Source organism: Aeromonas sp. s6 (genome assembly GCF_040907815.1).
In the GTDB taxonomy this organism is placed as follows: domain Bacteria; phylum Pseudomonadota; class Gammaproteobacteria; order Enterobacterales; family Aeromonadaceae; genus Aeromonas; species Aeromonas caviae.
This window is the reverse complement of sequence record NZ_JBFOCN010000036.1, coordinates 16,377-42,922: the sequence shown is the minus strand read 5'-3', so window position 1 is coordinate 42,922 and position 26,546 is coordinate 16,377. Positions and strand designations below refer to the sequence as shown.

Sequence of the window (26,546 nt, the reverse complement as noted above, 5' to 3'; positions counted from 1 at the left end):
CGGATGCATGACAGTTTTGTTACATCAACAGCGGCAAAGAGCGCAGGCTCCATCGGGGGGGTGGCAGTTGATATTCGGTGGGAAGCAGGCAGCCGGTCTGGCAGTGAAATAAAAGCAAACGGGGCCATCAGGCCCCGCTGTCATCTTGAGGAAGCGCCTCTTTCGCGGCGAGTCTGGCCGCCTTCTTCTCGGCGCGGCGCCGTTTGAAGAAATCCGACAGCTGGGCCGAGCAGGCGTCGGCGAGCACCTCCCCCGTCAGTACCACCTGGTGGTTGTGGCGGGGATCCAGCAGGATGTCGAACACAGACCCTGCCGCCCCCGTCTTCAAATCCCGGGCACCATAGACCACCCGCTTGACCCGGCTGTGGATGAGGGCGCCGGCACACATGCAACAGGGCTCCAGCGTCACATAGAGGGTGGTGTCGAGCAGGCGATAGTTTTCAAGCTGCTTGCCCGCTTCCCGAAGCGCCATCACCTCGGCATGGGCGCAGGCGTCGTGCTCGCTGATGGAGCGATTCCACCCCTCTGCCACTATCTTGTCCCCCAGCACCAGCACGGCGCCTACCGGGATCTCGCCTATCCCCTCTGCCCTGGCTGCCAGGGCCATGGCATGGCGCATCCAGCGTTCGTCCTCCTCGCGCTGGCTGATCTGTGCTGCAACTTCAGATGGTTTCACGCCCTGATCCTCTCGTCGATATGATGTCGGCTTGCCTGGCCCCTGCACGGCATCGGCCGCGTACTCCCGGATTGCTGCGTCCCGGCCCTGGGCACACCGGGCCCCTTCCCCCTCGCGCTGGCCGGTAGCCGGTAGCCCACGGCAGAAGATGCTGTCAATGAAAGAGAGGCCAAAGGCCCCGGCGACATAAGAACGCCCCGAGTCGGGTGTTCGCCACCCTGTGCCCGCCTAAGGGGGCGGCGATTATGCCAAAACTCCGGCCAGGGCCCAAGTTGCATCTTGGCTGAACAATAAAGAAGCAGTCGGCATCTCCCTGATAAAAAAGGAGTTGCGCCCGCCAAATCATCCGATTAGACTTCCTTCCCGTCAGCCGAGCTGACTCCGTCGGTGTGTAGCGCAGCCAGGTAGCGCATCTGCATGGGGTGTAGAGGGTCGGAGGTTCGAATCCTCTCACACCGACCAAATTCCCCGAAATAGCCCAGTCAAACGACTGGGCTATTTTTTTGCCTGCACGCCCGACGCTTGCCTCTTTTCCTCTCACCTCCCCCGTTCATCGGGTCGCCGCTTTTTATTGGCATGAATTTTATACAGAACCACTTGAAGCTTTCATAAAGTGCCGCTAGGATACGCAACTTTTCCGCCGGCCATAAAAACAGGGAGGTGGACACTAGGGTGATGGAATCACCGACCGGCTTGCAATCAATGAGGCAAGCATCCATGACCCAAGCTGTTGACTCCCAGCCCGTTCAGCCCCTGATCTCCCCCACGCCCTCCGAGCTCGATTCCGCAGAGCACGGGTTTGGCAGTTCAGTGCACCTCGATGTGATCGATCTCGCCGCCCCGGATGAAGATTACTGAGACGAGCCCGTGCCATAGTGCGGTTCAAGACGCCGGTTTTGCTGTCCGGCACCGCCCTTGACCCAGGCCAACAGACCGCCACCGCAAATAACGACAAAATGCTAGTTTTTCTTCAAAAATCAGTTTAATTGACCATCTCCTGCGTTCCAACCTCCCTCTCCTTCATGGACACGCCTTGATACAAACCTACGTTATTGCTCGTCATTTCCCTCTCTCCTGTTCGCCTTCGCCATTTTGACTCAATTTGACATTTTAGTTTTAAACGCCAGTTCACTACCCGGTTACTTCATAGCCCCCATGCAGTCTGGATTGAACGAAGGCATTTCATACAGCTGTTTTTGCAAAGCTTGGAGTAATGTCGGGATTTGTTTTTGCATTTGTAATTTTATTACGTAATTAGTTACATTTTTAACCCATCCCCTCTACCGAAATCCTCCCCCCTGCCGCCCCGGCGACCCAAGAGCATAACCATCTGCAAAGAGCTTTTACACTAATCACATAAATCCATTTAAAACAGCATCTTAACTATCATCAAAAAACACCCGTTTTAAAAATCAAGTTGACGAATCCGCCATTCTTTTGCACCTTATGAATCGTGTTGCCCCGCTGTTACGGGGAGTTTGAAAGAAAGGGATATAGACGTTAGTCGTAGTTAATAAATTCAAAATGTAACTTTTGGAGGAGTACCCACTATGTCGGCACCGGCCCAGACCATCAGCAGCACCCGCCTGCGCATTCAAGGCGAGATGCTTCCCGATTACGCGCAGATCCTGACGCCGGATGCGGTGGCCCTGGTGTCCGAACTGGTGGAACGTTTCGCTCCCCAACGCAACGAGCTGCTGAAGCAGCGAGTCGCACGCCAGGCCCGTATCGATGGCGGCGAGTTGCCGGACTTCCTGCCAGAGACCGCCCATATTCGCGATGGTGACTGGACGGTGCGCGGCATTCCCGCCGATCTGCAGGACCGCCGTGTGGAGATCACCGGCCCGGTCGAGCGCAAAATGGTGATCAATGCCCTCAACGCCAACGTCAAGGTCTTCATGGCCGACTTCGAGGACTCCCTGGCCCCGGCCTGGAACAAGGTGATCGAGGGCCAGATCAACCTGCGCGATGCGGTCAACGGCACCATTGCCTACCAGAGCCCGGAGGGGAAGGCCTATACCCTGAATCCCAACCCGGCCGTGCTCATCTGCCGGGTGCGCGGTCTGCATCTGCCGGAGAAGCACGTCACCTTTGATGGTGCCCCCATTCCCGGCGGCCTGTTCGACTTCGCCCTCTATTTCCTGCACAACCACAAGGCGTTGCTGGCCAAGGGCTCCGGTCCCTACTTCTACGTACCCAAGCTGCAGAGCCATCTGGAAGGGCGCTGGTGGAGCGAGGTGTTCGCCTGGACCGAAGACAGGTTTGGTCTGCCCCGCGGTACCATCAAGGCCACCGTGCTCATCGAAACCCTGCCGGCGGTATTCGAGATGGACGAGCTGCTCTATCAGATGAAGGATCACATCGTCGCCCTCAACTGCGGCCGCTGGGATTACATCTTCAGCTATATCAAGACCTTGAAGAACCACTCCGATCGCGTCCTGCCGGATCGTCAGGTGGTGACCATGGACAAGCCGTTCCTCTCTGCCTACTCGCGACTCCTTATCAAGACCTGCCACAAACGCGGCGCGCTGGCGATGGGGGGCATGGCCGCCTTTATTCCGGCCAAGGACGCGGCAGTCAACGAACAGGTGTTTGCCAAGGTGCACGCGGACAAGCAGCGCGAGGCCGACAACGGCCACGATGGCACCTGGGTCGCCCACCCCGGTCTGGCCGATACCGCCATGGCGGTGTTCAACGCCACCATTCCGGCGGGTGCCCAGAACCAGATCGGCGTGCTGCGCGAGCAGGATGCCCCCATCACGGCCGCCGACCTGCTGGCCCCCTGTGAGGGTGATCGCACCGAGGCGGGCATGCGCACCAATATCCGCGTCGCCCTGCAATACCTGGAAGCCTGGATCAACGGCAATGGCTGCGTGCCCATCTACGGACTGATGGAAGATGCCGCCACCGCCGAGATCTCCCGCACCTCCATCTGGCAGTGGATCCGCCACGGCAAGACCCTCTCCAACGGTCAGGCAGTGACCAAGGCGCTGTTCCGCCAGATGCTGGCCGAGGAGCAGGAGGTGGTCAGAGGCGAAGTGGGCGAGGCCCGCTGGCAATCTGGCCGTTTCGCCGAGGCAAGCGCCCTGATGGACGAGATCACCTGCGCCGACACACTCATCGATTTTCTGACGCTGCCCGGCTACGAGCGGCTGTGAGACCCGGGCCGGTAACGGCCCCCATAACAAGTCAATGGAAACGTGAAATCAATGAAAGAGGGAACTGATATGGCACTGACCCGTGAGCAACAGATCCAGGCTATCGAGAAAGACTGGGCAGAAAACCCCCGCTGGAAAGGGATCAAGCGCGGCTACAGCGCCGAGGACGTGGTGAACCTGCGTGGCAGCCTGCAGCCGGCACACACTCTGGCCCAACGCGGCGCCGACAAACTGTGGGAGCTGATCCACGGCGGCGCCAAGAAAGGCTATGTAAACTGCCTCGGCGCCCTGACCGGCGGCCAGGCGGTGCAGCAGGCCAAGGCCGGCATCGAAGCCATCTATCTCTCCGGCTGGCAGGTGGCGGCGGACAACAACCTCTCCTCCACCATGTACCCGGATCAGTCCCTCTACCCGGCCAACTCCGTCCCCTCCGTGGTAGAGCGCATCAACAACTCCTTCGCCCGGGCAGACCAGATCCAGTGGGCCAACAAAGTTGGACCAGAGGACAAGGGCTTCATCGACTACTTCCTGCCCATCGTGGCGGATGCGGAAGCCGGTTTCGGCGGCGTGCTGAACGCCTTCGAGCTGATGAAGGGGATGATTGAAGCGGGCGCCGCCGGCGTGCACTTCGAAGATCAGCTCGCGTCCGTGAAAAAGTGCGGCCACATGGGCGGCAAGGTACTGGTCCCGAGCCAGGAAGCGGTGCAAAAGCTCATCGCAGCCCGTCTGGCAGCCGACGTCTGCGGCACCACCACCCTGGTGATCGCCCGTACCGACGCCAACGCGGCAGATCTGCTGACCACGGATGCCGACCCCTACGATGCCGGCTTCCTGACCGGTGAGCGCACCAGCGAGGGCTTCTACAAGGTGCAGGCCGGCATCGAGCAGGCCATCTCCCGCGGCCTGGCCTACGCCCCTTACGCCGACATGGTGTGGTGCGAGACCGCCAAGCCCGATCTGGACGAGGCGCGCAAATTTGCCGAGGCCATCAAGGCCCAGTACCCGGACAAGATCCTGGCCTACAACTGCTCCCCGAGCTTCAACTGGAAGAAGAACCTGGACGATGCCACCATCGCCCGCTTCCAGCAAGAGCTCTCCGACATGGGCTACAAGTACCAGTTCATCACCCTGGCGGGTATCCACAACATGTGGTTCCACATGTACGAGCTGGCCTACCAGTACGCCCGTGGCGAGGGAATGAAGCACTATGTCGAGATGGTGCAGCAGCCGGAATTTGCCGCTGCCGAGCGGGGCTACACCTTCGTGGCACACCAGCAGGAAGTGGGTACCGGTTACTTCGACAAGGTGACCACCGTCATTCAGGGCGGCCAGTCCTCGGTGACCGCCCTGACCGGCTCGACCGAAGAAGATCAGTTCCACTGATAGCTGTGTAATGCTCGCAAACAAACCCCGGCCAAGTCCCGGGGTTTGTCGTTATGGGGCTTAGAACCTATCCCAGTAGGCGTAATCGTTGAAGGCAGTTTGAACACGGACAGCGCGCAGAAACCGGAGCGTACTGTAGTACGTGAAGATTTCGAGCACTGCCCAGGTTCAAAATGGCGAATAAGATAGCCTAATGGGATAGGTTTTCAGAGCTCGAGGATCTCTTTGACAAAGGGAATGGTCAGCTTGCGCTTGGCACGGAAGGAGGCGTTGTCGAGACGATTGAGGGTGGCAAGCAGGGTGCGCATGTCGCGGGAGAGGCGGTTGAGCAGGAAACGGCCCACGTCGATGGGCAGCTTGAAACCCCGCAGCTCGGCGCGCAGTTGCAGGGCGCTGAGTTTGCCCTCGTCGTCCAGCTCGTCGAGGTGGAAGCTCACTCCCCAGTCGAGACGGGACGCGAGATCCGGCAGTTGCAGCCCCAGCTTGCGTGGCGCGCTGCAGCCGGTAACGATTAGCGTCCCCTCCCCCTTCTCCTTCCAGCGATTGTAGAAGTCGAACAGGGCCCGCTCCCACAGGGCGTTGCCGGCGATCGCCTCCAGGCTGTCGAGACAGACCAGGGGCAGGCTCTCCAAGGCATCGAGCATGCTGGGGTCAAGCTGTTCGAATTGATCGAGGGAGAGATAGGCCGCCGCCGCGTCGCGGGCGTTGACCTCGGCGCAGGTGGCATGGAGCAGATGGGAGCGGCCCGACCCCTTGGCTCCCCAGAAATAGAGGAAGGGCGAGCCCTGACCGATGGCCGCATTCTTGAGGGCGGTGATCAGATGGGCGTTGTTGCCGGGATAAAAACTGACGAAGGTTTCATCATCCGGTAGTTGTACGGCTAAAGACAGTTGGGCCGGTTGCTTCACTCGTTGGGCTTTGACTGTGATATTTGCGGGCAAGTGTATCACCAGCGGGGCAGATAGAGAACCGCCCGGACCATGCCGGGCGGTCAGGATCCTTCCCCGGGATCAGGGCTGCGACCATTGATAGCGCAGGCCGCTCTCGTTGTCTTCCACCTGATGCAGGCGGCTCTCCAGTTGCAACCCCCTCACCAGCTCGGCCTTGTCCCCCTGCAGCGAGAGGTTGAAGGTCACCTTGTCCCCTTCCAGCTTGCCAATAGCCACCTTGGTGACACTGGCCATCCCCTGCAGCAGCTTCTGGATCTGGATCATGCCATCGATATCGGACAGCCCCTCCACCACCAGGGTCTGGCTGGAGGCGACACCGGAGAGACGGGTACCGTACTGCTGCACCAGCCAACCGGCCAGGGCATCGGCAAAGCCCTTTGCCACCTCGGCCTGGGTACCTGAACCCGAGCCCTTGGTCAGCTCGGTCAGCTCTCCTGCCTGCGCCCCCGGCTTGGACCCATAAAGACCCCAGTCGATGCTCCAGGCCTCCCCCTCCGGGCTCAGTTTGCCGAGCACCACCATTTCGGCGCCGTAACGCTGGCTCGCCTTGAGCACGGGATCAGCAAAGCGGCCCCAGACATCGGTCGCATTGACCGCCATGTTGTCATCCAAATCCATCAGCGGGAGACTGACCGGCAGCCCCATGGCCTGGGTCTGGGCACGCAGCGCCTCGGACCAGCCATCGCCGGACTGATCCGGCAGAATGCGCCGCTCGCCTTCGTCGACCACCAGCCAGATGGCGACCTGCGGCCGCACCGGGCCAAGCAGGGCAAACTTGCTCTGGCCGACCAGGGCGTTAACCTTGGCCACATTGAAATCCACCTTGAGAAACTTGACCGAGCCGATGTCCTGATAGCTGTATTGCTGCACGTAATCCGCCGGCGCCGCCAGGGCCTTCACCACATCCGGCTGGGTGAGGATATCGCGCTTGCCCGTCACCTTGACGAGCACATCCCCCAGCGCCTGGGACTGGGCGGCCGTCATGTCGCCACTGGTGGGAGCCTTGCCCTGATAGAGGTCGGTTACCTGGGCGGCCGATACCACGAGAGGCAGACAGCAGCAGAGGAGAGTCGCTAAGCGTTTCAGCATAAAGAAGATTCTCGAAATGGGGGATGGTGCTTATGGTAGCGGCAAGGCGCGCATGGCAGCAAGCAAAGGGGGGGAGAAACAGCGGAGCCGGCAGGGTGCCGGCTCCGTTTGCGCGCCTTGGGCGCGGCGATGGGGTGATGCTTACTTGGTGCCGAAGATCTTGTCGCCGGCATCACCCAAGCCCGGGACGATATAGCCCTTCTCGTTCAGCCCCTGGTCGATGGAGGCACAGAACAGCTCCACGTCCGGGTGAGCGGCTTCCAGCGCCTTGATGCCTTCCGGCGCTGCAACCAGCACCAGCACCTTGATGGACTGGCAACCTTTCTTCTTGAGCAGATCGATGGTGGCGATCATGGAGCCGCCGGTGGCCAGCATGGGGTCGATGACCAGGGCCAGACGCTCTTCGATGTTGCTGACGATCTTCTCGAAGTAGGGGACAGGCTGCAGGGTCTCTTCATCGCGATAGATACCGACCACGCTGACGCGGGCGCTCGGCATGTGCTCCAGCACGCCATCCATCATGCCAAGACCGGCGCGCAGGATAGGCACGACGGTGACCTTCTTGCCCTTGATCTGGTCTACTTCCACAGGGCCGTTCCAGCCATCGATGGTCACTTTTTCGGTTTCGAAGTCAGAGGTCGCTTCGTAGGTCAACAAACTGCCCACCTCCTTGGCCAGTTCACGGAAACGCTTGGTGCTGATGTCGCCTTCGCGCATCAGGCCGATCTTGTGCTTGACCAGGGGGTGTTTGACTTCAACGACTTTCATTATTATCTCCTCTAACCGGCGCCAAAAAAATCGCGGAATCATACAACAAAAGCCACTGCTTGTAGAGCTTTTCGATTCAAAAACGCGCAAACGATTTTCTTTCTGGTTTTTCGTGCCCGCTGGTAGAATACGCCCCGAATTTTACCCTCCACTTCTTTATATGACGGGGAATACGCGTGACTGACAAAACCTCACTGAGCTACAAGGATGCTGGCGTAGATATCGATGCCGGCAATGCACTGGTTGAACGTATCAAGGGCGTGTCAAAACGCACTCGTCGTCCTGAAGTCCTTGGTGGTCTTGGCGGCTTTGGGGCCCTGTGTCAAATCCCTGCTGGCTACAAGGAACCGGTACTGGTCTCCGGTACCGACGGGGTGGGCACCAAGCTGCGTCTGGCCATCGACCTGAAGAAGCACGACACCGTGGGGATCGACTTGGTCGCCATGTGCGTCAATGACCTCATCGTGCAGGGCGCCGAGCCCCTCTTCTTCCTCGACTACTATGCCACCGGCAAACTGGACGTGGACACTGCCGCTGCCGTGGTCACCGGCATCGGCGCCGGCTGCGAACAGTCCGGCTGTGCCCTGGTCGGCGGTGAAACTGCCGAAATGCCTGGCATGTATGAAGGGGAAGATTACGACATCGCCGGTTTCTGCGTCGGCGTGGTGGAAAAGAGCGAGATCATCGACGGTAGCAAAGTTGGCGAAGGGGATGCCCTGATCGCCCTGGCCGCCAGCGGTCCCCACTCCAACGGCTTCTCCCTCATTCGCAAGATCCTGGAAGTCTCCAAGGCCGACGTGCAGCAGCCGCTGGGTGACACCACCCTGGCCAACGCCCTGCTGGAGCCGACCCGCATCTACGTGAAGCCCGTGCTCAAGCTCATCAAGGAGTGCGAGATCCACGCCCTGTCCCACATCACCGGCGGCGGCTTCTGGGAGAACATCCCGCGCGTGCTGCCCGCCAACACCCAGGCGGTCATCGACGAGCAGAGCTGGCAGTGGCCGGCGGTGTTCAGCTGGCTGCAACAGGCAGGCAACGTCACCCGCCACGAGATGTATCGCACCTTCAACTGCGGCGTCGGCATGATCATCGCCCTGCCGGCGGATCAGCTGGACAAGGCACTGGCCCTGCTCAAGGCCGAAGGCGAGAACGCCTGGCACATCGGCCACATCGCCAAGGCGGCCGATGGTGAGGAGCAGGTCATCATTCAATGAATGATCGGATCAACGGCCAGATGACCTCCCCTATGAAACGCATCCTCGTCCTCATCTCAGGCAGCGGCAGCAACCTGCAGGCCATCCTCGATGGCTGTGCCGGCGGCAAGATTGCCGGTCAGGTGGTCGGCGTCATCAGCAACAAGGCTGATGCCTATGGCCTGGTGCGTGCCAGGGAAGCCGGGGTGGCAACCGCCATCCTGGCCCAGCAGCAGTTCGCCAGCCGGGAGGAGTATGATGCCGCCCTGCTGGCCCTGATGGCGGATTATCAACCGGATCTGGTTGTGCTGGCCGGCTTTATGCGGATCCTGAGCGCCGACCTCGTGCGCCACTTCGCGGGGAGGATGATCAACATCCACCCCTCGTTGCTGCCGAAATACCAGGGTCTGCACACCCACCAGCGCGCCATCGAGGCCGGTGATGACGAGCACGGCGCCAGCGTCCACTTCGTCACCGAAGAGCTCGACGGCGGCCCGGTGATCCTCCAGGCACGGGTCCCCATCTTCGAAGGGGACAGTGCCGACGAGGTCGCCGCCCGGGTCCAGGTGCAGGAGCACAGCATCTACCCCCTGGTGGTGCAGTGGTTCTGTGAAGGGCGCTTGCAGATGCGAGAAGGGTCTGCCTTCCTCGATGGCAAGCAGCTTGGCCTGGCAGGCTATGCCAGCGAGTAACCGCTAGCAGCAGTAAGACACAACAAGGGAGGCTCAGGCCTCCCTTGTCATTTCCATCGACCAGCGCAATGCCTGTCATCACATCCGATGACGCCGCTGCGCGGCTAATCGGCCCTACACCGGATTGTCGATATCGATAAAGGTGACCTCCAACCCGTGCACGGTGGCGAGCCACTCTCCCAGCGCCTTGACGCCGTAACGTTCGGTGGCGTGGTGGCCTGCGGCGTAGAAGTGCATGCCCATCTCGCGGGCGGTGTGGATGGTCTGCTCGGAGGCTTCGCCGGAGATGAAGGCATCGATGCCCTGCTCCGCCGCCTGGCTGATGTAGCTCTGACCACCGCCGGTGCACCAGGCCACGGAGCGGATGAGCTCGGGACCACTGTCACCACAATGAAGCGGCTCGCGACCGAGACGCTCGGCAATCAGCTTGGCAAAATCGCTGCCGCTCATGGGCTCCTCCAGCTTGCCCACCATGGCGACGCTCTTGCTGTTCCAGGGTTCGAGGCCGCGACGCACCTTGATGCCAAGCAGCCTGGCAAGCTGGGCGTTGTTGCCCACCTCCGGGTGCACGTCCAGCGGCAGGTGATAGGCAAACAGGTTGATGTCGTGGGTCAGCAGAGTCTTGATGCGGCGCTGTTTCATGCCGGTGATCTGGGCCGGCTCGCCGCTCCAGAAGTAGCCGTGATGAACTAGGATGGCATCGGCCCCGGCGGCCACGGCGGCATCGATGAGGGCCTGGCTGGCGGTGACGCCGGTCACCACCTTGCGAATGCGCTCGCGCCCCTCCACCTGCAGGCCGTTGGGGCAGTAATCCTTGATGGCATGGGGTTCGAGCAGGTGGTTGAGCAGGCTTTCCAGTTTACGATGAGAGATCATGGGGGTCTCCTAGCTGGGCTCCCCACGCACTGTGCGGGGAGCCGGATTCCGATCGTCAGGGCCCATGATAATCGAGCCGGACCGGCAAGGCCATGCGCCTGTCAGGCCTAGGCGGGCAGCTCGATGCCGGCGTCACGCATCTGGGCCAGCTTGTAGCGCAGGGTGCGCGGGCTGATGCCGAGCTTGTCGGCCACCGCTTTGCGACTGCCGTTGCACTCCTGCAGGGTGTCCAGAATGATCTGGTGCTCCTGCTGCTTGAGTTCGCCGCCAAGCCCCTCCCCTGACAGCCGCTCGAGCGGGCGCACCAGGGTCTCGTCCGTCTCTTCCAGGATCAGGTGCTCACAGTCGATGAGGCCGTCTGGGCAGAGGATCAGGGCACGCTGCACCACGTTGTCGAGCTCGCGCACGTTGCCGGGCCAGGGGTGAGCCATCAGACGCTCTCGGGCGCCCTCTGCAAGCTGCGGCGTCGGCAGCCCCATCTGGCTGGCATGCAGCGCCAGCAGATGCTCCGCCAGGGGAAGAATGTCCCCCGGGCGCTCCCAGAGCGCCGTCCAGCGCAGGGGGAAGACGTTGAGGCGATAGTAGAGATCCTCGCGGAACAACCCGTCCTGCACCGCTTTTTTCAGATCCCGGTTGCTGGTGGCAATGACCCGCACATCGAGGGGGATCATCTTGCGGCTGCCGAGCCGCTCCACCTCTTTCTCCTGCAAGACCCGCAGCAGCTTGGCCTGCAACCCCAGATCCATCTCGGTGATCTCGTCGAGCAGCAGGGTTCCTCCCTGAGCCTGCTCGAACTTGCCAGGGCACCCCTGCACCGCACCGGTGAAGGCGCCCTTCTCGTAGCCAAACAGGGTCGCTTCCAGCATGTTCTCCGGAATGGCGGCGCAGTTGATGGCGACGAAGGCCTGCTCTGCCCGGCTGGAGTGGTCGTGAATGTAGCGAGCCAGCACCTCCTTGCCTGTCCCGCTCGGGCCGGTCACCATGACGGTGGCTTCGCTTCTCGCCACCCGGGTCGCCAGCTGGAACAGCTCCGCAGTCCTGGGGTCCCCGTACACCACGGCACGCTTCTCCACCTTCTGGGCCGGCACATAACGGCTGACCTGGTTGAGCAGCACCTCGGGGGAGAAGGGCTTGGCCAGATAGTCGATCGCCCCCTCGCGCATGGCGCGCACCGCCCCGTCGATGTTGGCGTAGGCAGTCATCAGGAGCACCGGCACCTGGGGATATTGCTGGCGAATGTTGGCGAGCAGGGTCAGACCATCCATGCCCCCCATCTGGATGTCGGAGATCACCATGTCAAAGCGCTGACGGGACAGGGCAAGCAGGGCCCGCTCGCCGCTGTCCACCTCGCGGCACTCATAGCCACCGAGCAGCAGGGTATCCACCAGCGCCTCGCGCAGGCCGTTGTCATCTTCCACCACCAGAATGCGAGCCTGGGTCATGCCACACCTCCTACAACCAACATGGCCTTGTCGAGAATCATCTTCACCGGCGCTCCGGCTTTTGCGTGGCTCATGCCACGCCCCCCAACTGAACCTGTTGCTGATGCAGGGGGAAGGACAGGGTAAAACAGGTGCCCTCGCCAGGGACCGAGGCCACGCTCACCTCCCCCTGATGGGCTCGTACCACCGACTGCACCACCGCAAGACCGAGGCCCGTCCCCTGGGATCGGGTGGTAAAGAAGGGTTCGAAGATCTGGTTGAGCAGGGAGGGGGCCATCCCCTTACCGTTGTCGATGACCCGCATCTCCACCCGGTTGCCGCTGCGCACAGCGCTCACCAGGAGCGAATCGGCGCCGGCCTGCCGGGCATTGGCGATGAGGTTGTTGATGGCCCCCGCCAGGGCACTGCTGTTGGCAAGCAGACAGAGATCGGGCTCAGGGGCCTCCAGATGCAAGGCGCAGCCCTGCTGCTGGCAGAAGGCTTCGGCCCCCGCCTGCACTTCCGCCAGCAAGCCCTGCACCGAGAGGGGCGCCACCACCTGGTTGTCGCCATTGCGGGCAAACAGCAGGATGTCGTTGATCTGCTTCTCGAGATCCTGCAGGCGCGCCATCAATTTTTGCTGGAACTGGCTGCGGGATTCAGGCTTGAGGGTGCGGTTGGCCAGGTTGGCCGCATAGAGCATGGCGGAGGAGAGCGGGGTGCGGATCTGGTGCGCCAGAGAAGCCGCCATATTGCCAAGGGCGGAGAGACGCTTCATGTGGTTGACCCTGTCCTGCAACTGGCGGGTCTCGGTCAAGTCGGTAATGAACACCAGTTGGCCCGGCTGATCCGGCAGCGGCTGAGTCGACAGCTGGACCCGGCGGCCGTCGCGCAAGGAGATCTCGTGACCGTCATCCTCACGGGGTTCGAAGCAGCGGACGATGATCTGGCGCCAGGAAAGGCCTTCCAGTGGCTCTCCCAGCAGCGCCAGGGCGGCAGGGTTTGCGCGGGTGATCAGCCCCTCGCCATCGAGCAGCAGCACGCCGGTCGGCAGCGCCGTGAAGATGGCGTAAAGCTGACTCACTTCATGTGACTGGAGGGGGGCATCCTGCTGCAAGATTGTCATAAAGCTGACCTCAAACTGGCGATTGAGTCAGCTTATTCAATTTCCATGCCAGCAAAATAGGCGTTATTTATCAATGTATTGGATCAATGCGTCAAAGCATTGACCTCAATTGTCCTTGCTCATGCCGTACTTCTTCATCTTCTCCACCAGGGTGGTGCGGCGCATGCTGAGCAGGTCGGCGGCGCGGGCCACCACCCCGTCCTGGGACTCCAGGGCCTGGCGGATCAGCTCCACCTCGAGGTCGGCCAGCATCTCCTTGAGGTTGACCCCTTCCTGGGGCAACTGCATGGGCAGGGGTATGGCGATGCCGGGATCCAGCTCTGGTGGGGACTGGAACACGGCAGCCAGGGCGTCCCGCTCGTCCATCTCGGTGAGCCGCTCATCTCGTGGCTCGCAGGGCAGCAGGCGATAGCGGCCGGGCAGATCCGCCACATCGACGATCTGGTTCGGATAGAGGATGAGCAGGCGCTCGATGAGGTTGGACAGCTCGCGCACGTTGCCGGGCCAGGCGTACTGCATCAGGGACTCCATGGCGCGCTGGGTCAGACGGATGATCCCCTTGTGCTGTTCGGCATGGCGATTGAGCAGCTCCTGCAGCAGCAGCGGGATGTCGTCGGCCCGATCCCGCAGGGGGGGGGTCTCGATGGGAAACACATTGAGGCGGTAGTAGAGATCTTCGCGAAACGCCTGGGTGCGGATCATGGCTTCCAGATCCCGGTGGGTCGCCGCGATCACCCGCACATCGGCCTGGACGGCCTTGCCGCCCCCGACCCGGTCGAACTGGCGCTCCTGCAGCACCCGCAGCAACTTGACCTGCATCGGCAGCGGCATGTCGCCGATTTCGTCGAGGAAGAGGGTGCCCCCCTGGGCCAGTTCGAAGCGGCCGCGCCGGGCGGCAATGGCACCGGTGAAGGCCCCCTTCTCGTGACCGAACAGCTCGCTCTCGAGCAGCTCCGCCGGAATGGCGCCGCAGTTGATGGGCACGAAGGGGCCCGCGCTTCGGGCGGACAGCTCGTGGATGGCGCGAGCCACCACCTCCTTGCCGGTTCCGGACTCACCGAGGATCAGTACGTTGGCGTCGGTCTCGGCCACCTGGCCGATAAGACGGCGCACCTCCTGGATGCCCCTCCCCTTGCCCACCAGCAGGCGCAGCAGGGTCTGACCCTTGTCGTGGGTCTGATGACGGGGATGCAGGGAGATGAAGGCCTGGCAGAAGTGCAGATGACGGGTGAGGGACTCATAGGTAAAGGGCGCCTCGGCCACCCCGATGAAGTTGCTGCAACCATGGCTCGCCGGCATCAGGGAGAGGAAGGGCAGACGAGGATGGGCGGCAAGCAGCTCACTCAGGGCGCGCTCGCGCAGTTCCCCGGCCAGAATCCCCTGCAAGGGCCCGGCAGTCTCGATGGCCACATCGAGATCGCTCTCAACCACCTCCTGCCAGGGGATCCCCATGAAGGAGAGCACAGTCCCCAGTTGCTGGCGCCGCACATCATCGGCATCAACAAGCAGCACACCCATAGCCATCCTATCCATATTTTCACACCTGACGCCAAATTATTGTTTTTTAAGTGCTTATTAAAACCAATTTCGCACTGTGTCATAAGGGGGACAAAGTGCCAAAATTATGGCGGATTGTCAAAACTTGTCGCATCCTCCCGGACCCTGGCGGGACGGGGATCACGCTTCCAGCCAGATTGAGTATCGGATGAAAACCAGCGAAGGGGAAAGAATGACGCCGACAGGGTGCGGCGTCAGAGGAGGGATCAGTGTTTCACGTTCTCCTGGGGAGCGGCATAGCGGCACTCGGGAAACCGGCTGCAGGCGAGGAACAGGCGACCGGCATGGGGACCCTTTCGTGCTTCCCGTGCCACCAGGGGCGCGGCACAGCGGGGGCAATGAGGGATCGTCTCCCGGGGCTCCTCCTCATCCGGATCGAGGAAGGGATTCTCCTCCATCAACGCGGGCATTGCCTCTTCGGCCTGGGGGGGCGGCACCTGGGGCTCCCTGGCAGCCCCCGGGTGTGACGTGCCCAGATCGACACCATCGAACAGCAGCGGGCTGAAGGTCGGTTCGCGGCGCTCGCCGGGCAGCAGGTCATCCACCGGCGCCGTCGTTCTCGCCAGCAGGGGCAGCAGTTGCTCCCGCAACTCGTCGACCTGGTAGTGGCTGCTGGCCGGGATCTGCAACAGCGGCAGGCCGGCGCCATCGCAGGCCGCCTTCAGGAAGAGATCCCGCGACTTGCGCTTCTGGTGGCGGTGCCCCTCGTCATCCAGCTCCACGGCACACAGGAAAGAGAGATCCGCCGGGTGGCAGAGCAGAAAATCGAAGTGCTTCTCCCCTATCTTGCCGAGCGCCTGCTGGCGCTTGCGCTTGCCAAGGTACGCCTCGGGCGTCAATACATAGGAGGCTCGTACCTTGGCAAAGACACGGGCCTTGTCCCCCACCGCCTGATCCAGCACCCCGAAGAAGGTGCGCTCCGCTGGGCTCATCAAGGTTTCCTGCAGATCATAGGGCTCGGCCTTGCCCACTTTCTCCCTGCGCCAGACGATCACCAGCAGGAGCAACCCCAGCAACACGGCTCCCGATACGACAAGGCTATTCATACACGCACATCCCGTTTACAAGACAAATTCAGTTCACACCAGAGGAAGGGGCACACTCTACCACGGGGAAAGCGACTCAGGCAGCGCAGAAATCAAGCCCGTCCCGGCATTCACGTTTTTTCACTGAATTTGCGCAAGGCGGGCTTCATATGGCCTGTCACAGCAGGCACAATGCTAGAGCCCATGGACGTTCTGGCGCACTCCCCGTCACCGCCAGGCGTCAACGGACCCCACGCAGCCCCATTCAAGGAGAGCAGGATGCAAAAGCAATTGGTCGTCACCGTGATCGGCGCAGACAAACCCGGGATCGTCGAGAGCCTGGCCGATACCATCACCCGGCAGCAGGGCAACTGGCTGGCCAGCTCCATGAGCGAGCTGGCGGGGCAATTTGCCGGCATTTTGCACGTCGCCGTGCCTGACGAGCATTACCGCAGCCTGTGCGAGGCCCTGGTGGTGCTGCCTGGCCTCACCGTGAGCTTCGCCGAAGGGCAGCTCAGCCCGCAACCGGCCCATCAGGTGATGCTGAGCGTCACCGGCAACGACAGACCGGGCATCGTCCACGAAGTGGCCAGCATCCTGCGCCAGCTCAACATCAACGTCGCCGACCTCACCACAGGTTGCGAACCTGCGCCCCACTCAGGCGCCCCCCTCTTCTATGCTCACGCCCTGGTGGCCCTGCCGCCGCAGCTCGAACTGGACGATCTCGTCACGGCCCTGGAGTCCCTCTCCGACGACCTCGTCGTCGACATCGATCAGGATCTGAGCGAATAGTGTCGCCTGTCATAAATTTGTCATGGTTTGACGCCATAACTTCCGCGCAGACGCAACCAGAGCAAAGAGGCACCAGATGAGCACCGACAAGCAGTATGAAGAGAAAGAGCTTAGCTGGCTCTCATTCAATGAACGGGTGTTGCAAGAGGCGATGGACAAGACGGTACCCCTCATCGAGCGGGTCCGCTTCCTCGGGATTTTCTCCTCCAATCAGGACGAGTTCTTCAAGGTACGGGTGTCGGACGTCAAGCGCCGCATCCTCATCAACGAAGTCCACGGCGGCGACGACGAGGCCAAGGTGCTGCTGCGCGCCATCCAGCAGAAGGTGATGGCGCTCGGCGAGGCGTTCGACAACACCTACAAGGAGCTGCTGATCGCGCTGGCCCGCCACAACATCTTCCTGGTGAACGAAAGCCAGCTCTCCGAGTCCATCCAGCAGTGGCTGCGGATCTTCTTCCGGGAAAAGGTGCTGCGCCACATCATCCCCATCCTCCTCAACAAGGAGGTCAACCCGGTCAAGTTCCTGAAAGACGAGCACACCTATCTCGCCATCGAGATGAAGAAGAACGGCCAGGTGATCCAGTACGCCCTGGTGGAAGTGCCCACCGACGATCTGCCCCGCTTCTTCCAGCTACCGCCGGAGGGCACCCGTCGCAAGAAGCAGATCATCATCCTGGACAACGTTATCCGCTTCTGTCTGGACGAGATCTTCAAGGGCTTCTTCGACTACGACGAGATTGCCGCCTACGCGGTCAAGCTGACCCGGGATGCCGAATATGACCTCTCCGACCAGCTGGACCTCAGCCTGGTGGACAAGATGAGTGACGGCTTGAAACAGCGCCTCACCGCCATGCCGGTGCGCTTCGTCTACGAGCGGGAGATGCCGGCGGCCATGATAAGCTTCTTGAAGCTCAAGCTGCAGATCAGCTCCTACGACGCCATCATGCCCGGTGGGCGCTATCACAACTTCAAGGATTTCATCGGCTTCCCCAATGTGGGCCGGGATTATCTGGAAAACCCCAAGCTGCCGGCCCTCGATTGCCGCGACTTTGACGGCCTCGTCAACGCCTTCGACGCCATCGCCAAGCAGGACATCCTGCTCTACTACCCGTACCACAAGTTCCACCACTTCACCGAGCTGGTGCGCCAGGCGGCCTTCGACCCGGCGGTCAGCGCCATTCGCATCAACATCTACCGGGTGGCCAAGAAGTCGCGGATCATCCACTCCCTCATCGACGCCGCCAACAACGGCAAGAAGGTGACCGTGGTGGTGGAGCTGCGCGCCCGCTTCGACGAGGCAGCCAACATCGACTGGGCCAACATCCTGACCGACGCAGGCGTCAAGGTGGTGTTCGGGGTGCCCAGCCTTAAGATCCACTCCAAGCTCTGCCTCATCACCCGCCACGAGAACGGCGAGGCGGTGCGCTACGCCCATATCGGGACCGGCAACTTCAACGAGAAGACCGCCAAGATCTACACAGACTTCTCCCTGCTGACCCGCCATCCGGACATCACCGCCGAGGTGGAGAGCGTGTTCGAGTACATCGAGTACCCGTACCGGCGCTACAAGTTCAACCACCTGCTGGTCTCCCCCATCAACAGCCGCCGCCAGCTCTATCGCCTCATCGATAACGAGCTGACCAACGCCAAGGCGGGGCAACCCAGCGGTATCACCCTCAAGATCAACAACCTGGTGGACAGAGACCTCATCAACCGGCTCTATGCCGCCGGCCAGGCCGGGGTGCCCATCCAGATGATCATCCGGGGCATGTGCGCCCTGCGCCCGGGGGTGCCGGGTCTGAGCGACAACATCCGGGTCATCAGCATCATCGACCGTTTCCTCGAACATCCGCGGGTGATGGTGTTCCACAACAAGGGCAATCCCCAGCTCTATATCTCCAGTGCCGACTGGATGAGCCGCAACATCGACGGTCGCATCGAGGTGGGCACCCCCATCTATGACGAGCGGCTCAAGCAGCGCATCCTCGACATTCTCGAGCTACAACTGAGTGATACCTGCAAGGCGCGGGTGATCGATGCCGACCAGAAGAACGAGTACGTGAAGCGGGGCAACCGCCGCAAGGTCCGTTCCCAGGTGGCGATTTACGACTACCTCAAACGCATAGAGTCAAACCATGGACAATAGTCTGTACGCCGCTGTCGATCTGGGCTCGAACAGCTTCCACATGGTCATTGCCCGCCTCACCGAGGGGCGGATGCAGATCATCGATCGCATCAAGGAGCGAGTGCGCCTCGCCGAAGGGATGGATGAGCAGCGCCGCATGTCCCAGGAGGCCATGGCGCGCGGGCTGGACTGCCTCGCCCTGTTCGCCGAGCGGCTCACCAACATCAAGCCGGATCAGATCCGCATCGCCGGCACCTACACGTTGCGCCGCGCCAGCAACGCCCGCGACTTCGTGCGCGAGGCGGCCAAGGTGCTCAACCACCCCATCGAGATCATCAGCGGCCAGGAAGAGGCCCGCCTCATCTATCAGGGGGTCGCCCATACCCAGCACATCGAGGGCCAGGTGCTGGTGGTGGACATCGGCGGCGGCAGCACCGAGCTCATCATTGGCGAAGGGTTTGAGCACAAGGCGCTCACCAGCCGCAAGATGGGCTGCGTCAGCTTCACCCAGAGCTTCTTTGGCAACGGCAAGCTCGGCGAGAAGGCCTTCAACGCCGCCGTGTTGGAAGCCCAGCATCAGCTCGCCCCCATCATCAACCAGTACCGCAAGCTGGGCTGGCAGAGCTGCCTCGGCAGCTCGGGCTCCATCCGCACCGTGCGCGACGTGTTGCAGGGGGAAGAGTGGACCGATGGTGCCATCACCCTGGCGGGACTCGAGCGGCTGAAAGAAGAGATGCTCAAGCACAAGCGGGTCGACCAGCTCAAGCTGGCGGGCCTCACCGAGGAGCGTCAGGGAGTGTTCGCCGCCGCGGTGGCCATCCTGCTCGGGCTCTTCACCTCCCTGCCCATCGAACGGATGGAGTACTCCGACGGCGCCCTGCGCGAAGGGTTGCTCTACGAGTTCGAGGAGCGCCTGCAGCATCACGACATTCGCGAACGCACCGCGCTTGCCCTCAGCACCCACTATCGCATCGACAAGCGCCAGGCCACCCGGGTGGAGCGCAGCGTCCTCTCCCTGTTCGACGCCCTGAGCGGCCCCTGGGAGATGCCGGAAGAGCCCTATCGCGCTATCCTCGGCTGGGCGGCGCGGCTGCACGAAATCGGCCTTGCCATCAACTACAGCGGCATCCACAAACACTCCGCCTACATCTTGCAAAACACCGACCTGCCCGGCTTCAACCAGGACGATCAGGCCCTGCTGGCGGCCCTGGTGCGCTTTCATCGCAAGGGGCTCAAGCTCTCCGAGCTGCCCGCCCTGCCCAACCACGACGAGCAGACGGTGCTGCGCTGCATCCGCATCCTGCGCCTCGCGGTGGCGGCCCACCACAGGCGTCAGGACAACCTGCTGCCCGAGTGGAACGTGCAGGCCGCCGGGGATCAGCTGGTGGTCACCCTGCCCCTGGACTGGTGCGACGAGAACAAATTGCTGATGCAGAACCTGGAAAAGGAGCACCGCTACTGCCACGAGCAGGGCTGGCCCTTGCTGTTCCAGCTCCGGTGATCCGCCCCTCTGTGCAAAAAGGCAGCCGATGGCTGCCTTTTTTTGTCTCTTGTCTTTTCCTACTGCAGATCCGGCAGGATCAGCTTGGCTATCTCGAAGTAGATGATGAGGCCGGTACCGTCCACCAGGGTGGCGATGAAGGGGGCGGAGACCACCGCCGGGTCGATGCGAAAGCGACGCAGCACCATGGGGATCACCGAGGCGACGGTGGCACTCCAGAGCACGATGGCGACGATGGTCAAGGTCACCACCATGCCGATCTCGGGCCCCACCCCCAGGCTCCAGGCCCGCACCCAGGCCGCCAGCGCGATGGCGGCCGAGATGAGCAGACCGGTGGAGATCTCCTTTTTCAGCACGGTGCCGAGGTTTTTCAGGCTCACCTCCCCCACCGCCATGGCACGCACTATGGTGGTGGTGATCTGGGTACCGCTGTTGCCACCGGTACCGATGAGGAGCGGGATGAAGAAGGCCAGGGCGATGGCTGCCTCCAGCTGCTCTTCAAAGGCCCGCAGCACGGTGCCTGTGTAGGCTTCCGCCACGAACAGGATCAGCAACCAGCCCACCCGCTTGCGCCACAACTGCCAGGGGGTGGCCTGCAGATAGGGAGTGTCGAGTGGCGAGGAGCCCCCTTGCAGCTCCGCATCCTCGGTGGACTCCAGCTCCAGGATGTCGGCGGCATCGTCCACGTGGAAGACCCCCACCAGACGCCCCTGATCTTCCACCGGCAGGAGCGAGAGGTCGCGGTCAATGAGCAGGCGGGCCGCCAGCTCCTGATCCGCCCGGGCGTTGATGCGCACCGCCTCCCCCTCCATCAGCTCCCCTACCGGCAGCAGAGGATCGGCGATCAGCAGCGACTTGAGGGAGACGCTGCCAAGCAGGCGCTGCTCGCCGTCAACCACATAGAGATGACCGAACAGCCTGGCCTGATCCCAGGCCCTGTGGATCAGCTGCTTGGCGCTTTCCACCGTTGCATCGGCCTCCACTGCCAGGTATTCGTGGCGCATGTTGGCCCCCACCGACTCGTTCGGCCAGGCCAGCAGGGACTGGAAGGCTTTGCGGGCGGGCTCCGGCAGCCGCGCGAGCAGGGTCTTGCGATCGTGCTCGTCGAGCCTGCGCAGGATGGCCAGCAGGTCACGACGGGCCAGAGTACCCTGCAGTATTCCCACGATGCTGCCATGCAGCCTGAGCAGTAGATGGCCGGCACACTCCGCCGGGAGGGAGGCAAGCAAGGACGCCCCTTCCGGCATGGAGAGAGTATCGAAGATGCAGTTGAGCTCTTCCGGGCGCAGGGTCAGAAGCTGATCGGCACGGGCCACCGGATCCAGGTTGTGCGCCAGCCAGTTGCGCAGGGCGACCGGGTCGAGCAGTTGATGACGATTGAGCAGGGTGTGTGTTTTCTTCATCACAGATGTCCTCATGTGATTTCAGGCGAACCTGAACGCCTCCGGCACCTGGCCGGATGCAACGGCAAGAAAACAGCAATTTGATTGACGAGTAACAGGCAGGAAATGACGCCGTCCGGCGTGTTTTCATCCCCACGTACCAGCTTTAGCACTGCATAACGTATCCGGCATGCCGGAAGCCACTTGGGTTGACACCTTAATCCGATGAAAACTGTCCTGATCTTGGGCGTCTCTGGACGTCGTGAGATCAGTGGCCTGTGTTTATGCAGGAGCCTCGCCTAACGAGATGCTGCGAACATTGATTGCACGGCGCTACCGTGCGGGCGGCATCATCTGCTCAGGCGCAGGTCGAGTCAAGGCAAACGGGCCCCTGGCAACGGGTTGTTACAAATTGGTCGGACGGCGGGCCCTTCATGAAACGAGGCTCCCCCGTGCGTGGCACGGGGGAGCCTGCGGTCAACGGATGAACGTCAGCGGATATAGTCGAAGAGGGTCAGCTTGCTTATCTTGCTGAAGGCGAGCTGGGAGGCACTCATGGCTGCATCCTCCTTGGAGAGGGCCGCGATCACCTCGTACATGTCCGCCTCGGACACCTTGGCCCGCGCCTGCTGGTTCAGGGTGCTGAGTCCGTCGTTGGAGCTCATCACCTGCTCCAGGCTGTTCATCCTTCCCCCCAGCTCCCCCAGTCCCCGGTCTATCTTGGTTCTGGCGTTGCTCATGTGGGTGGTGGCATCGGAGACCGCCAGCTGGAAATCGCTCTCGGACAGGGTCGGATCGCGCATGGCGGAGATGAAATCGGACATGCCATTGAGGATGTTGTCGTTTTTCGGGGTATCCAGCACGAAGTTCTGGGTCGCCGACCCCGCAGGGAGGTCGAGGGTGAGCGCCAGGCCGTTGAAGGGGATCTTGTTGCCCGCCACATAGTCGCCGCTTTGCAGCAGGGTGCCACCGCTGTCACGGATCTCGTAGGTGTCCGGCGGCCCGGCCAGGGTGCTGACCGCATATTGGTTGCTCGGCAGGGAAGAGTCATAGTTGTTGCGATAGAAGCTCTCGAAGTTCCCCTGATCCGCCACCGACACCTGGATGTTGCCACTGGCGGCGCTGGCAGTGCGCCGGGTCGCCACTATCTCGAACAGATCGAAACCGGAGTCGTTGGCCGGGATCTGCACCGTGGGTGAGACCTGGATGTTGCGCTGCCCCGTGTCCCCCTGGAACACATAGTTGCCACTGGCATCCTTGACGAAGGGCTGGGTCTTGCTCTGATTGCCGCCGAAGATGTACTCCCCCTGGGAGTTCTTGCTGTTCATCAGGTCGAACATCTGCTTTTGCAGCCCCTCCAGCTCGCTCGCGATGGCGCTGCGCTCCTCGGAGCCCATGGCGGAGTTGTTCGCCTTCTGGATCAGGGTCTGGGCACTGAGCATGGCGTTGTTGAGGGAGGTCAGCACCGTCTCCTCGTGGCCCAGGCTGTTCTCCAGCAGGCTGCCGTTGACGCCGTACTGCTTGAAGAGATCGATCTCCTTGGTCAGCGCCATCTTCTGGCTCATGCCGGCCGGGTCCTCCCCGGAGCGAGAGAATTTATCCCCCGTCATCAACTGGTTGTAGGCGGTGTTCTGGCGCTCGCTCACCTTGCTCATGGAGGCAAGGTTGCGGTCATAGATCATGTTGGTGGTGATGCGCATGACTTACCTCACGGAGGAGAGCAGGGTGTCGAAGATGGTCTTGGCGGTGTTCACTATCTGGGCCGAGGCCGCATAGGACTGCTGGAAGCGGATGAGGTTGGCCGCCTCCTCCTCCAGATTGACGCCGGAGACACTCTCGAAGATGGCGGTACTCTGGGTCAGCTTCGCCTCGTTGGCCTGCAACAGGGTCTTGGCCTGGCTGGTCTTGTTGCCAATGCCGCTCACCAGACCCGAGTAGGCATCGTTGAAGGTCATCTTGTCGTTGCTGGTGGCGGCGTTGTTGTTCTTGCGCACCAGCTCCTTGTTCTGCAGCTCCGCCAGCGCCAGGCCGTTGGCGTTGTCCGCAAAGCCGTCCTTGTTGTAGCTGAGCGTGAAGCTGTCGCTGGCCTCCACCTTGCCGGTGATGCTGAACTCATAGCCCGGGCTCTGGGTCGGATCGGCGTAGACCTTGGGCCCCCCAAGGGGGCTCTCGAGGGCGGCCATCAGGTTCTTTCCCTTGCTGGAGGCGGGGGCGACACCCAGCAGGTTGTTGTTCTTGTCATAGACCTCGTAGTTGCCGCTGCCGTCGATCTTGATGACCTGGGGGTCACTCGGGTCCAGAGTGTTGGTGCCAAAACCCGAGCCCGTGCCGGTGTTGTAGACACCGCCCAGCGTTATCTCGCCCGAGCCCAGGTTCTGGGATCCCTTGTCTGCCTTCAGGGGGGATGCCAGCGCGATATCCTCGGGACGGGTGATCGCCTGCTCCAGGTTGGCAGCCGCATTCCGGGTGGGTTGCAACAAGATCTTGTCACCCGCGACCGGAGTGCCGGAGAGATCGATTTCGATGCCGTGCCCCGCCACCTCGAAGGTGGCTGGCGGCGTGGTCCCCGTGGCGAGCGAGGTACGCTGCCCGCTGCCGTCGATGGCGAACACCTCGTAACCGGTGGCGCTGTTGAACCGCACCTCGTAGTCGAAGGTGGTGACCTCGCTCCCCTTGCCGGGGACGAAGTTGACGCTGGCCGCCCCGTTACCCTGGTTGCTGGCGTAGGGCAGCCCCTGGCTTCCCTTGAGGGTGAAGAGATCCCCCCCAAGCTCGTTGTCGAGATCCATCCCCAGCCGGTTCTGCTGGTTCATGGCATCCCCCAGGGCGACGGCCAGCTGCCCCAGCTCCCGCTTGGCGGGCTCCAGATCCCGACGCGCGGTGAAGAGGCCACCGATGGCACCGCCAATATCCTGGTCGTTGATGCTGGCCTGGTTCTTGCCCAGGGTCAGCTGCAGGGAAGGCTCACGGGAATCCGGGTCCCCCGGCACCACCTTGAACTGGGCCACGCCGCCATCGAGCACCAGGGAGTGCCCTGTGCTCATGTTGACCAGCATGCTGCCGTTGGGCTGGGTCACGGTGCGGATCTCCATCTTCTCGGAGAGCTGGCGAATTGCCTCATCACGCTGATCGAACAGCATCAGGTTCTCTTCAGGGGAGCCCTGGGTGCGGACGATGGACTGGTTCAGATCGTTGATGCTGTTCAGCAGGCTGTTCACCCTGTCCGTCTCGTCCCCTATGGTGGCGTTAATGGTATCGGACTGCTTGTCGAGCTGGGCGGAGAGGGTGTGGAATCTGTCCACCATACCGCTCAGTTCACTCAGGGTCGTCTGGCGCCCTCCGATCTCGGACGGTGACTCGTTGGCGGTGTGGAAAGCCTTGAAGTAGGAGGTGATGGTGGACCCCACACTGTTGCTGGCATCACCGAGCAGGCTGTCGAGCTGGAACAGTTGATCGTAGCGGGTGTTGGCGGCGTTATAAGCGGACGTATCCCGGCGAACCTCGGCCTGGGCATAGGCGTTGATGATGCGATCACTCACCATGTCGCCCGTCCCCAATCCGACGGAATTGGTGTAGATCAGGGTGCGTTCACGTACATAGCCCTGGCTATTGACGTTCACTATGTTGTTGCTGGTGGTCTGCAGCAGTCGCTGCTGGGCCAACACACCCGAGGTCCCAATTCCAAGCAGATCGCTTGCCATAGCTTACAGCTCCATCTCTGTGTTCCTGTCTGCAATGTTGCCGGGCGTCGAATAGCCGGCGATGGCATCACTGCGCAACACTTGTTTAAGTTTCCTGGCGTACTGGGGATCGGTGGCATAACCGGCCTGCTGCAACGCCTCGAAGTAACCGTCCGGGCTGTCCACCTTGGCCAGCGCCCCCTTGTAGCGACTCCCAGAGGTCAGGAAATCCACGTAGTCGTTGAAGCTCTCTTCGAACGACTCGTAGGAGCGAAACGCCGCCTTCTGGCGCGAGGCCACCCCTTGCTCGTATTCCAGGGTGCTCACCACCGCCTTGGGGCCTTCCCATCGCGGATCCGCCTTGATGCCGAACAGGTTGTGCGTCACGTTTCCGTCTGCATCCTTGATCACCCGCTTTCCCCAGCCACTCTCAAGGGCGGCCTGGGCCACCAACACCGCCGGGCTCAACCCCAGCTTATCCGCCGCCTTCTTGGCCAGCGGCATCAGCCTGTCGACGAACTCTTCCGGGCTGTCAAACACCTTGGCGCTGCCATCCAGGGCCGAAGGCCTCTGGCTGCTGCCCATGGGCGGCACGGTGCGGTGGGGGCGTCTTGGCATGGCCAGCGTACGCTCGGCCCCATTCAGCTCACCCTTCATTTCGTTATCAGCAAAATCTTTGCCAACTTTGGAGGCAGCAATCAGATCGTTGGAGGCACTGGGGGGTTGATAGGGCTTGTAGACTCGCTCGGTACGCTGGGGCAGCTTGAGTACCCGGCCATCCTGATGGGTGAAGGTCTGCTCGGGAGAGAGCTGCCTGGCCACCATCTCGGCAATGCCCAGCCCCCCCTTGCTCGACATGTCGGCAACCCGCTGCTCGTCCAGCATCCCTTCATAGAACTGGGTGTAGCTGCTGTTCATCGGGTTGCCCTCGGTGAGCACCGAGTTGGCCTGGCGCATCCCCTTGAACAGGGTCTGGGTGAAGATGGATTCGAACTGGCGGGCGGCCGCCATCAGGGCCCCTTGCTTCCCCTCCTTGCTCAGGCTCATCTGGCGCAGTTTGTCCAGGTTCTGGACGTCCTGCACCATGCCAATATTGATACCGCTCTGGGTGTCGAACTCTGCCATAACCTACCTCTTTGCCGCCCGTGGCAA

The 26,546-nt window shown here is 61.9% G+C and carries 21 protein-coding genes, 1 tRNA gene and 1 riboswitch; of the genes, 9 read left to right on the top strand and 13 right to left on the bottom strand.

What is annotated here, in order from left to right:
* Window positions 1-127: 127 nt before the first annotated feature.
* Window positions 128-676, bottom strand: a complete 549-nt coding sequence (gene tadA / locus AB5Y50_RS05540; protein WP_323952050.1) for a tRNA adenosine(34) deaminase TadA — start codon at window positions 674-676, stop codon at window positions 128-130.
* 385 nt (window positions 677-1,061) lie between these two features.
* Between tadA and AB5Y50_RS05535 the strand changes: the two genes are divergently transcribed.
* The 4 genes from AB5Y50_RS05535 to aceA all read left to right on the top strand — a co-directional run bounded on the left by AB5Y50_RS05535 (window position 1,062) and on the right by aceA (window position 5,217).
* A tRNA-Pro gene (locus AB5Y50_RS05535) sits at window positions 1,062-1,138 on the top strand.
* A 255-nt stretch (window positions 1,139-1,393) separates the two neighbouring features.
* Window positions 1,394-1,534, top strand: coding sequence for a hypothetical protein (locus AB5Y50_RS05530; protein WP_010675269.1), 141 nt, complete (start codon window positions 1,394-1,396; stop codon window positions 1,532-1,534).
* 692 nt (window positions 1,535-2,226) lie between these two features.
* Window positions 2,227-3,834, top strand: a complete 1,608-nt coding sequence (gene aceB / locus AB5Y50_RS05525; protein WP_124813014.1) for a malate synthase A — start codon at window positions 2,227-2,229, stop codon at window positions 3,832-3,834.
* Between the two features lie 69 nt (window positions 3,835-3,903).
* On the top strand, window positions 3,904-5,217 hold the full coding sequence (gene aceA, locus AB5Y50_RS05520; protein ID WP_041214877.1) for an isocitrate lyase: 1,314 nt from the start codon (window positions 3,904-3,906) through the stop codon (window positions 5,215-5,217).
* Between the two features lie 206 nt (window positions 5,218-5,423).
* Here aceA and hda read toward each other — a convergent pair whose 3' ends face one another.
* The 3 genes from hda to upp all read right to left on the bottom strand — a co-directional run bounded on the left by hda (window position 5,424) and on the right by upp (window position 8,024).
* The gene (gene hda / locus AB5Y50_RS05515) at window positions 5,424-6,125 is read right to left on the bottom strand and encodes a DnaA inactivator Hda (RefSeq protein WP_010675272.1); all 702 of its coding nucleotides are present in this window, start codon (window positions 6,123-6,125) and stop codon (window positions 5,424-5,426) included.
* Window positions 6,126-6,227: 102 nt separating this feature from the next.
* The gene (locus AB5Y50_RS05510) at window positions 6,228-7,256 is read right to left on the bottom strand and encodes a DUF2066 domain-containing protein (RefSeq protein ID WP_143237759.1); all 1,029 of its coding nucleotides are present in this window, start codon (window positions 7,254-7,256) and stop codon (window positions 6,228-6,230) included.
* A gap of 141 nt (window positions 7,257-7,397) precedes the next feature.
* Entirely contained in the window at window positions 7,398-8,024 is a 627-nt protein-coding gene (gene upp, locus AB5Y50_RS05505; protein WP_005302745.1) for a uracil phosphoribosyltransferase, read from the bottom strand.
* Between the two features lie 176 nt (window positions 8,025-8,200).
* Between upp and purM the strand changes: the two genes are divergently transcribed.
* Together purM and purN are read left to right on the top strand one after the other, a co-directional pair.
* Entirely contained in the window at window positions 8,201-9,238 is a 1,038-nt protein-coding gene (gene purM / locus AB5Y50_RS05500; protein ID WP_010675274.1) for a phosphoribosylformylglycinamidine cyclo-ligase, read from the top strand.
* Window positions 9,239-9,270: 32 nt separating this feature from the next.
* On the top strand, window positions 9,271-9,909 hold the full coding sequence (gene purN, locus AB5Y50_RS05495; RefSeq protein WP_042017578.1) for a phosphoribosylglycinamide formyltransferase: 639 nt from the start codon (window positions 9,271-9,273) through the stop codon (window positions 9,907-9,909).
* 114 nt (window positions 9,910-10,023) lie between these two features.
* Here purN and AB5Y50_RS05490 read toward each other — a convergent pair whose 3' ends face one another.
* The 5 genes from AB5Y50_RS05490 to AB5Y50_RS05470 form a co-directional block, all read right to left on the bottom strand.
* Window positions 10,024-10,785 carry a Nif3-like dinuclear metal center hexameric protein gene (locus tag AB5Y50_RS05490; RefSeq protein WP_113070040.1) on the bottom strand — a complete coding sequence of 254 codons (762 nt, stop codon included), beginning with the start codon at window positions 10,783-10,785 and terminating at the stop codon, window positions 10,024-10,026.
* A gap of 107 nt (window positions 10,786-10,892) precedes the next feature.
* Window positions 10,893-12,227: a sigma-54 dependent transcriptional regulator gene (locus tag AB5Y50_RS05485; protein ID WP_041214874.1), complete on the bottom strand. Its 1,335-nt coding sequence runs from the start codon at window positions 12,225-12,227 to the stop codon at window positions 10,893-10,895.
* Window positions 12,228-12,297: 70 nt separating this feature from the next.
* A complete protein-coding gene (locus AB5Y50_RS05480; protein WP_368162442.1) occupies window positions 12,298-13,332 on the bottom strand; it encodes a PAS domain-containing sensor histidine kinase in 1,035 nt (344 codons plus the stop codon).
* 105 nt (window positions 13,333-13,437) lie between these two features.
* Window positions 13,438-14,856, bottom strand: a complete 1,419-nt coding sequence (locus AB5Y50_RS05475) for a sigma-54 dependent transcriptional regulator (RefSeq protein WP_041201656.1) — start codon at window positions 14,854-14,856, stop codon at window positions 13,438-13,440.
* 239 nt (window positions 14,857-15,095) lie between these two features.
* Window positions 15,096-15,935, bottom strand: a complete 840-nt coding sequence (locus AB5Y50_RS05470) for a DUF2726 domain-containing protein (protein WP_368162441.1) — start codon at window positions 15,933-15,935, stop codon at window positions 15,096-15,098.
* A 258-nt stretch (window positions 15,936-16,193) separates the two neighbouring features.
* Here AB5Y50_RS05470 and AB5Y50_RS05465 point away from each other — a divergent pair, with 258 nt between their 5' ends.
* The 3 genes from AB5Y50_RS05465 (at window position 16,194) to ppx (ending at window position 20,332) form a co-directional block, all read left to right on the top strand.
* Window positions 16,194-16,706: a glycine cleavage system protein R gene (locus tag AB5Y50_RS05465; protein WP_128342599.1), complete on the top strand. Its 513-nt coding sequence runs from the start codon at window positions 16,194-16,196 to the stop codon at window positions 16,704-16,706.
* A 76-nt stretch (window positions 16,707-16,782) separates the two neighbouring features.
* Window positions 16,783-18,852 (top strand): polyphosphate kinase 1, encoded by a 2,070-nt coding sequence (gene ppk1 / locus AB5Y50_RS05460; RefSeq protein WP_128342601.1) that lies wholly within the window; start codon window positions 16,783-16,785, stop codon window positions 18,850-18,852.
* The gene (gene ppx, locus AB5Y50_RS05455) at window positions 18,842-20,332 is read left to right on the top strand and encodes an exopolyphosphatase (RefSeq protein ID WP_368162440.1); all 1,491 of its coding nucleotides are present in this window, start codon (window positions 18,842-18,844) and stop codon (window positions 20,330-20,332) included. The genes ppk1 and ppx overlap by 11 nt, the downstream gene beginning before the upstream one ends.
* Window positions 20,333-20,391: 59 nt before the next feature.
* Here ppx and mgtE read toward each other — a convergent pair whose 3' ends face one another.
* From mgtE to flgJ, 4 genes are all read right to left on the bottom strand, one after another.
* Window positions 20,392-21,735, bottom strand: coding sequence for a magnesium transporter (gene mgtE, locus AB5Y50_RS05450; RefSeq protein ID WP_368162439.1), 1,344 nt, complete (start codon window positions 21,733-21,735; stop codon window positions 20,392-20,394).
* Window positions 21,736-21,858: 123 nt separating this feature from the next.
* Window positions 21,859-22,028: riboswitch (M-box (ykoK) riboswitch) on the bottom strand.
* Between the two features lie 177 nt (window positions 22,029-22,205).
* Window positions 22,206-23,414 carry a flagellar hook-associated protein FlgL gene (gene flgL, locus AB5Y50_RS05445; protein WP_128342603.1) on the bottom strand — a complete coding sequence of 403 codons (1,209 nt, stop codon included), beginning with the start codon at window positions 23,412-23,414 and terminating at the stop codon, window positions 22,206-22,208.
* Between the two features lie 3 nt (window positions 23,415-23,417).
* A complete protein-coding gene (locus AB5Y50_RS05440) occupies window positions 23,418-25,415 on the bottom strand; it encodes a flagellar basal body rod C-terminal domain-containing protein (protein ID WP_368162438.1) in 1,998 nt (665 codons plus the stop codon).
* A 3-nt stretch (window positions 25,416-25,418) separates the two neighbouring features.
* Entirely contained in the window at window positions 25,419-26,519 is a 1,101-nt protein-coding gene (flgJ, locus tag AB5Y50_RS05435; RefSeq protein ID WP_128342607.1) for a flagellar assembly peptidoglycan hydrolase FlgJ, read from the bottom strand.
* Window positions 26,520-26,546: the final 27 nt, after the last annotated feature.

What these genes read in the sequence shown, in the direction of transcription:
- AB5Y50_RS05530 (WP_010675269.1), top strand. Translation starts at nt 1,394, where the DNA reads ATGACCCAAGCTGTTGACTCCCAGCCCGTTCAGCCCCTGATCTCCCCC.
- aceB (WP_124813014.1), top strand. Translation starts at nt 2,227, where the DNA reads ATGTCGGCACCGGCCCAGACCATCAGCAGCACCCGCCTGCGCATTCAA.
- aceA (WP_041214877.1), top strand. Translation starts at nt 3,904, where the DNA reads ATGGCACTGACCCGTGAGCAACAGATCCAGGCTATCGAGAAAGACTGG.
- AB5Y50_RS05510 (WP_143237759.1), bottom strand. Translation starts at nt 7,256, where the DNA reads ATGCTGAAACGCTTAGCGACTCTCCTCTGCTGCTGTCTGCCTCTCGTG.
- upp (WP_005302745.1), bottom strand. Translation starts at nt 8,024, where the DNA reads ATGAAAGTCGTTGAAGTCAAACACCCCCTGGTCAAGCACAAGATCGGC.
- purN (WP_042017578.1), top strand. Translation starts at nt 9,271, where the DNA reads ATGAAACGCATCCTCGTCCTCATCTCAGGCAGCGGCAGCAACCTGCAG.
- AB5Y50_RS05490 (WP_113070040.1), bottom strand. Translation starts at nt 10,785, where the DNA reads ATGATCTCTCATCGTAAACTGGAAAGCCTGCTCAACCACCTGCTCGAA.
- AB5Y50_RS05485 (WP_041214874.1), bottom strand. Translation starts at nt 12,227, where the DNA reads ATGACCCAGGCTCGCATTCTGGTGGTGGAAGATGACAACGGCCTGCGC.
- AB5Y50_RS05480 (WP_368162442.1), bottom strand. Translation starts at nt 13,332, where the DNA reads ATGACAATCTTGCAGCAGGATGCCCCCCTCCAGTCACATGAAGTGAGT.
- AB5Y50_RS05475 (WP_041201656.1), bottom strand. Translation starts at nt 14,856, where the DNA reads ATGGCTATGGGTGTGCTGCTTGTTGATGCCGATGATGTGCGGCGCCAG.
- AB5Y50_RS05470 (WP_368162441.1), bottom strand. Translation starts at nt 15,935, where the DNA reads ATGAATAGCCTTGTCGTATCGGGAGCCGTGTTGCTGGGGTTGCTCCTG.
- AB5Y50_RS05465 (WP_128342599.1), top strand. Translation starts at nt 16,194, where the DNA reads ATGCAAAAGCAATTGGTCGTCACCGTGATCGGCGCAGACAAACCCGGG.
- ppk1 (WP_128342601.1), top strand. Translation starts at nt 16,783, where the DNA reads ATGAGCACCGACAAGCAGTATGAAGAGAAAGAGCTTAGCTGGCTCTCA.
- ppx (WP_368162440.1), top strand. Translation starts at nt 18,842, where the DNA reads ATGGACAATAGTCTGTACGCCGCTGTCGATCTGGGCTCGAACAGCTTC.
- mgtE (WP_368162439.1), bottom strand. Translation starts at nt 21,735, where the DNA reads ATGAAGAAAACACACACCCTGCTCAATCGTCATCAACTGCTCGACCCG.
- flgL (WP_128342603.1), bottom strand. Translation starts at nt 23,414, where the DNA reads ATGCGCATCACCACCAACATGATCTATGACCGCAACCTTGCCTCCATG.
- AB5Y50_RS05440 (WP_368162438.1), bottom strand. Translation starts at nt 25,415, where the DNA reads ATGGCAAGCGATCTGCTTGGAATTGGGACCTCGGGTGTGTTGGCCCAG.
- flgJ (WP_128342607.1), bottom strand. Translation starts at nt 26,519, where the DNA reads ATGGCAGAGTTCGACACCCAGAGCGGTATCAATATTGGCATGGTGCAG.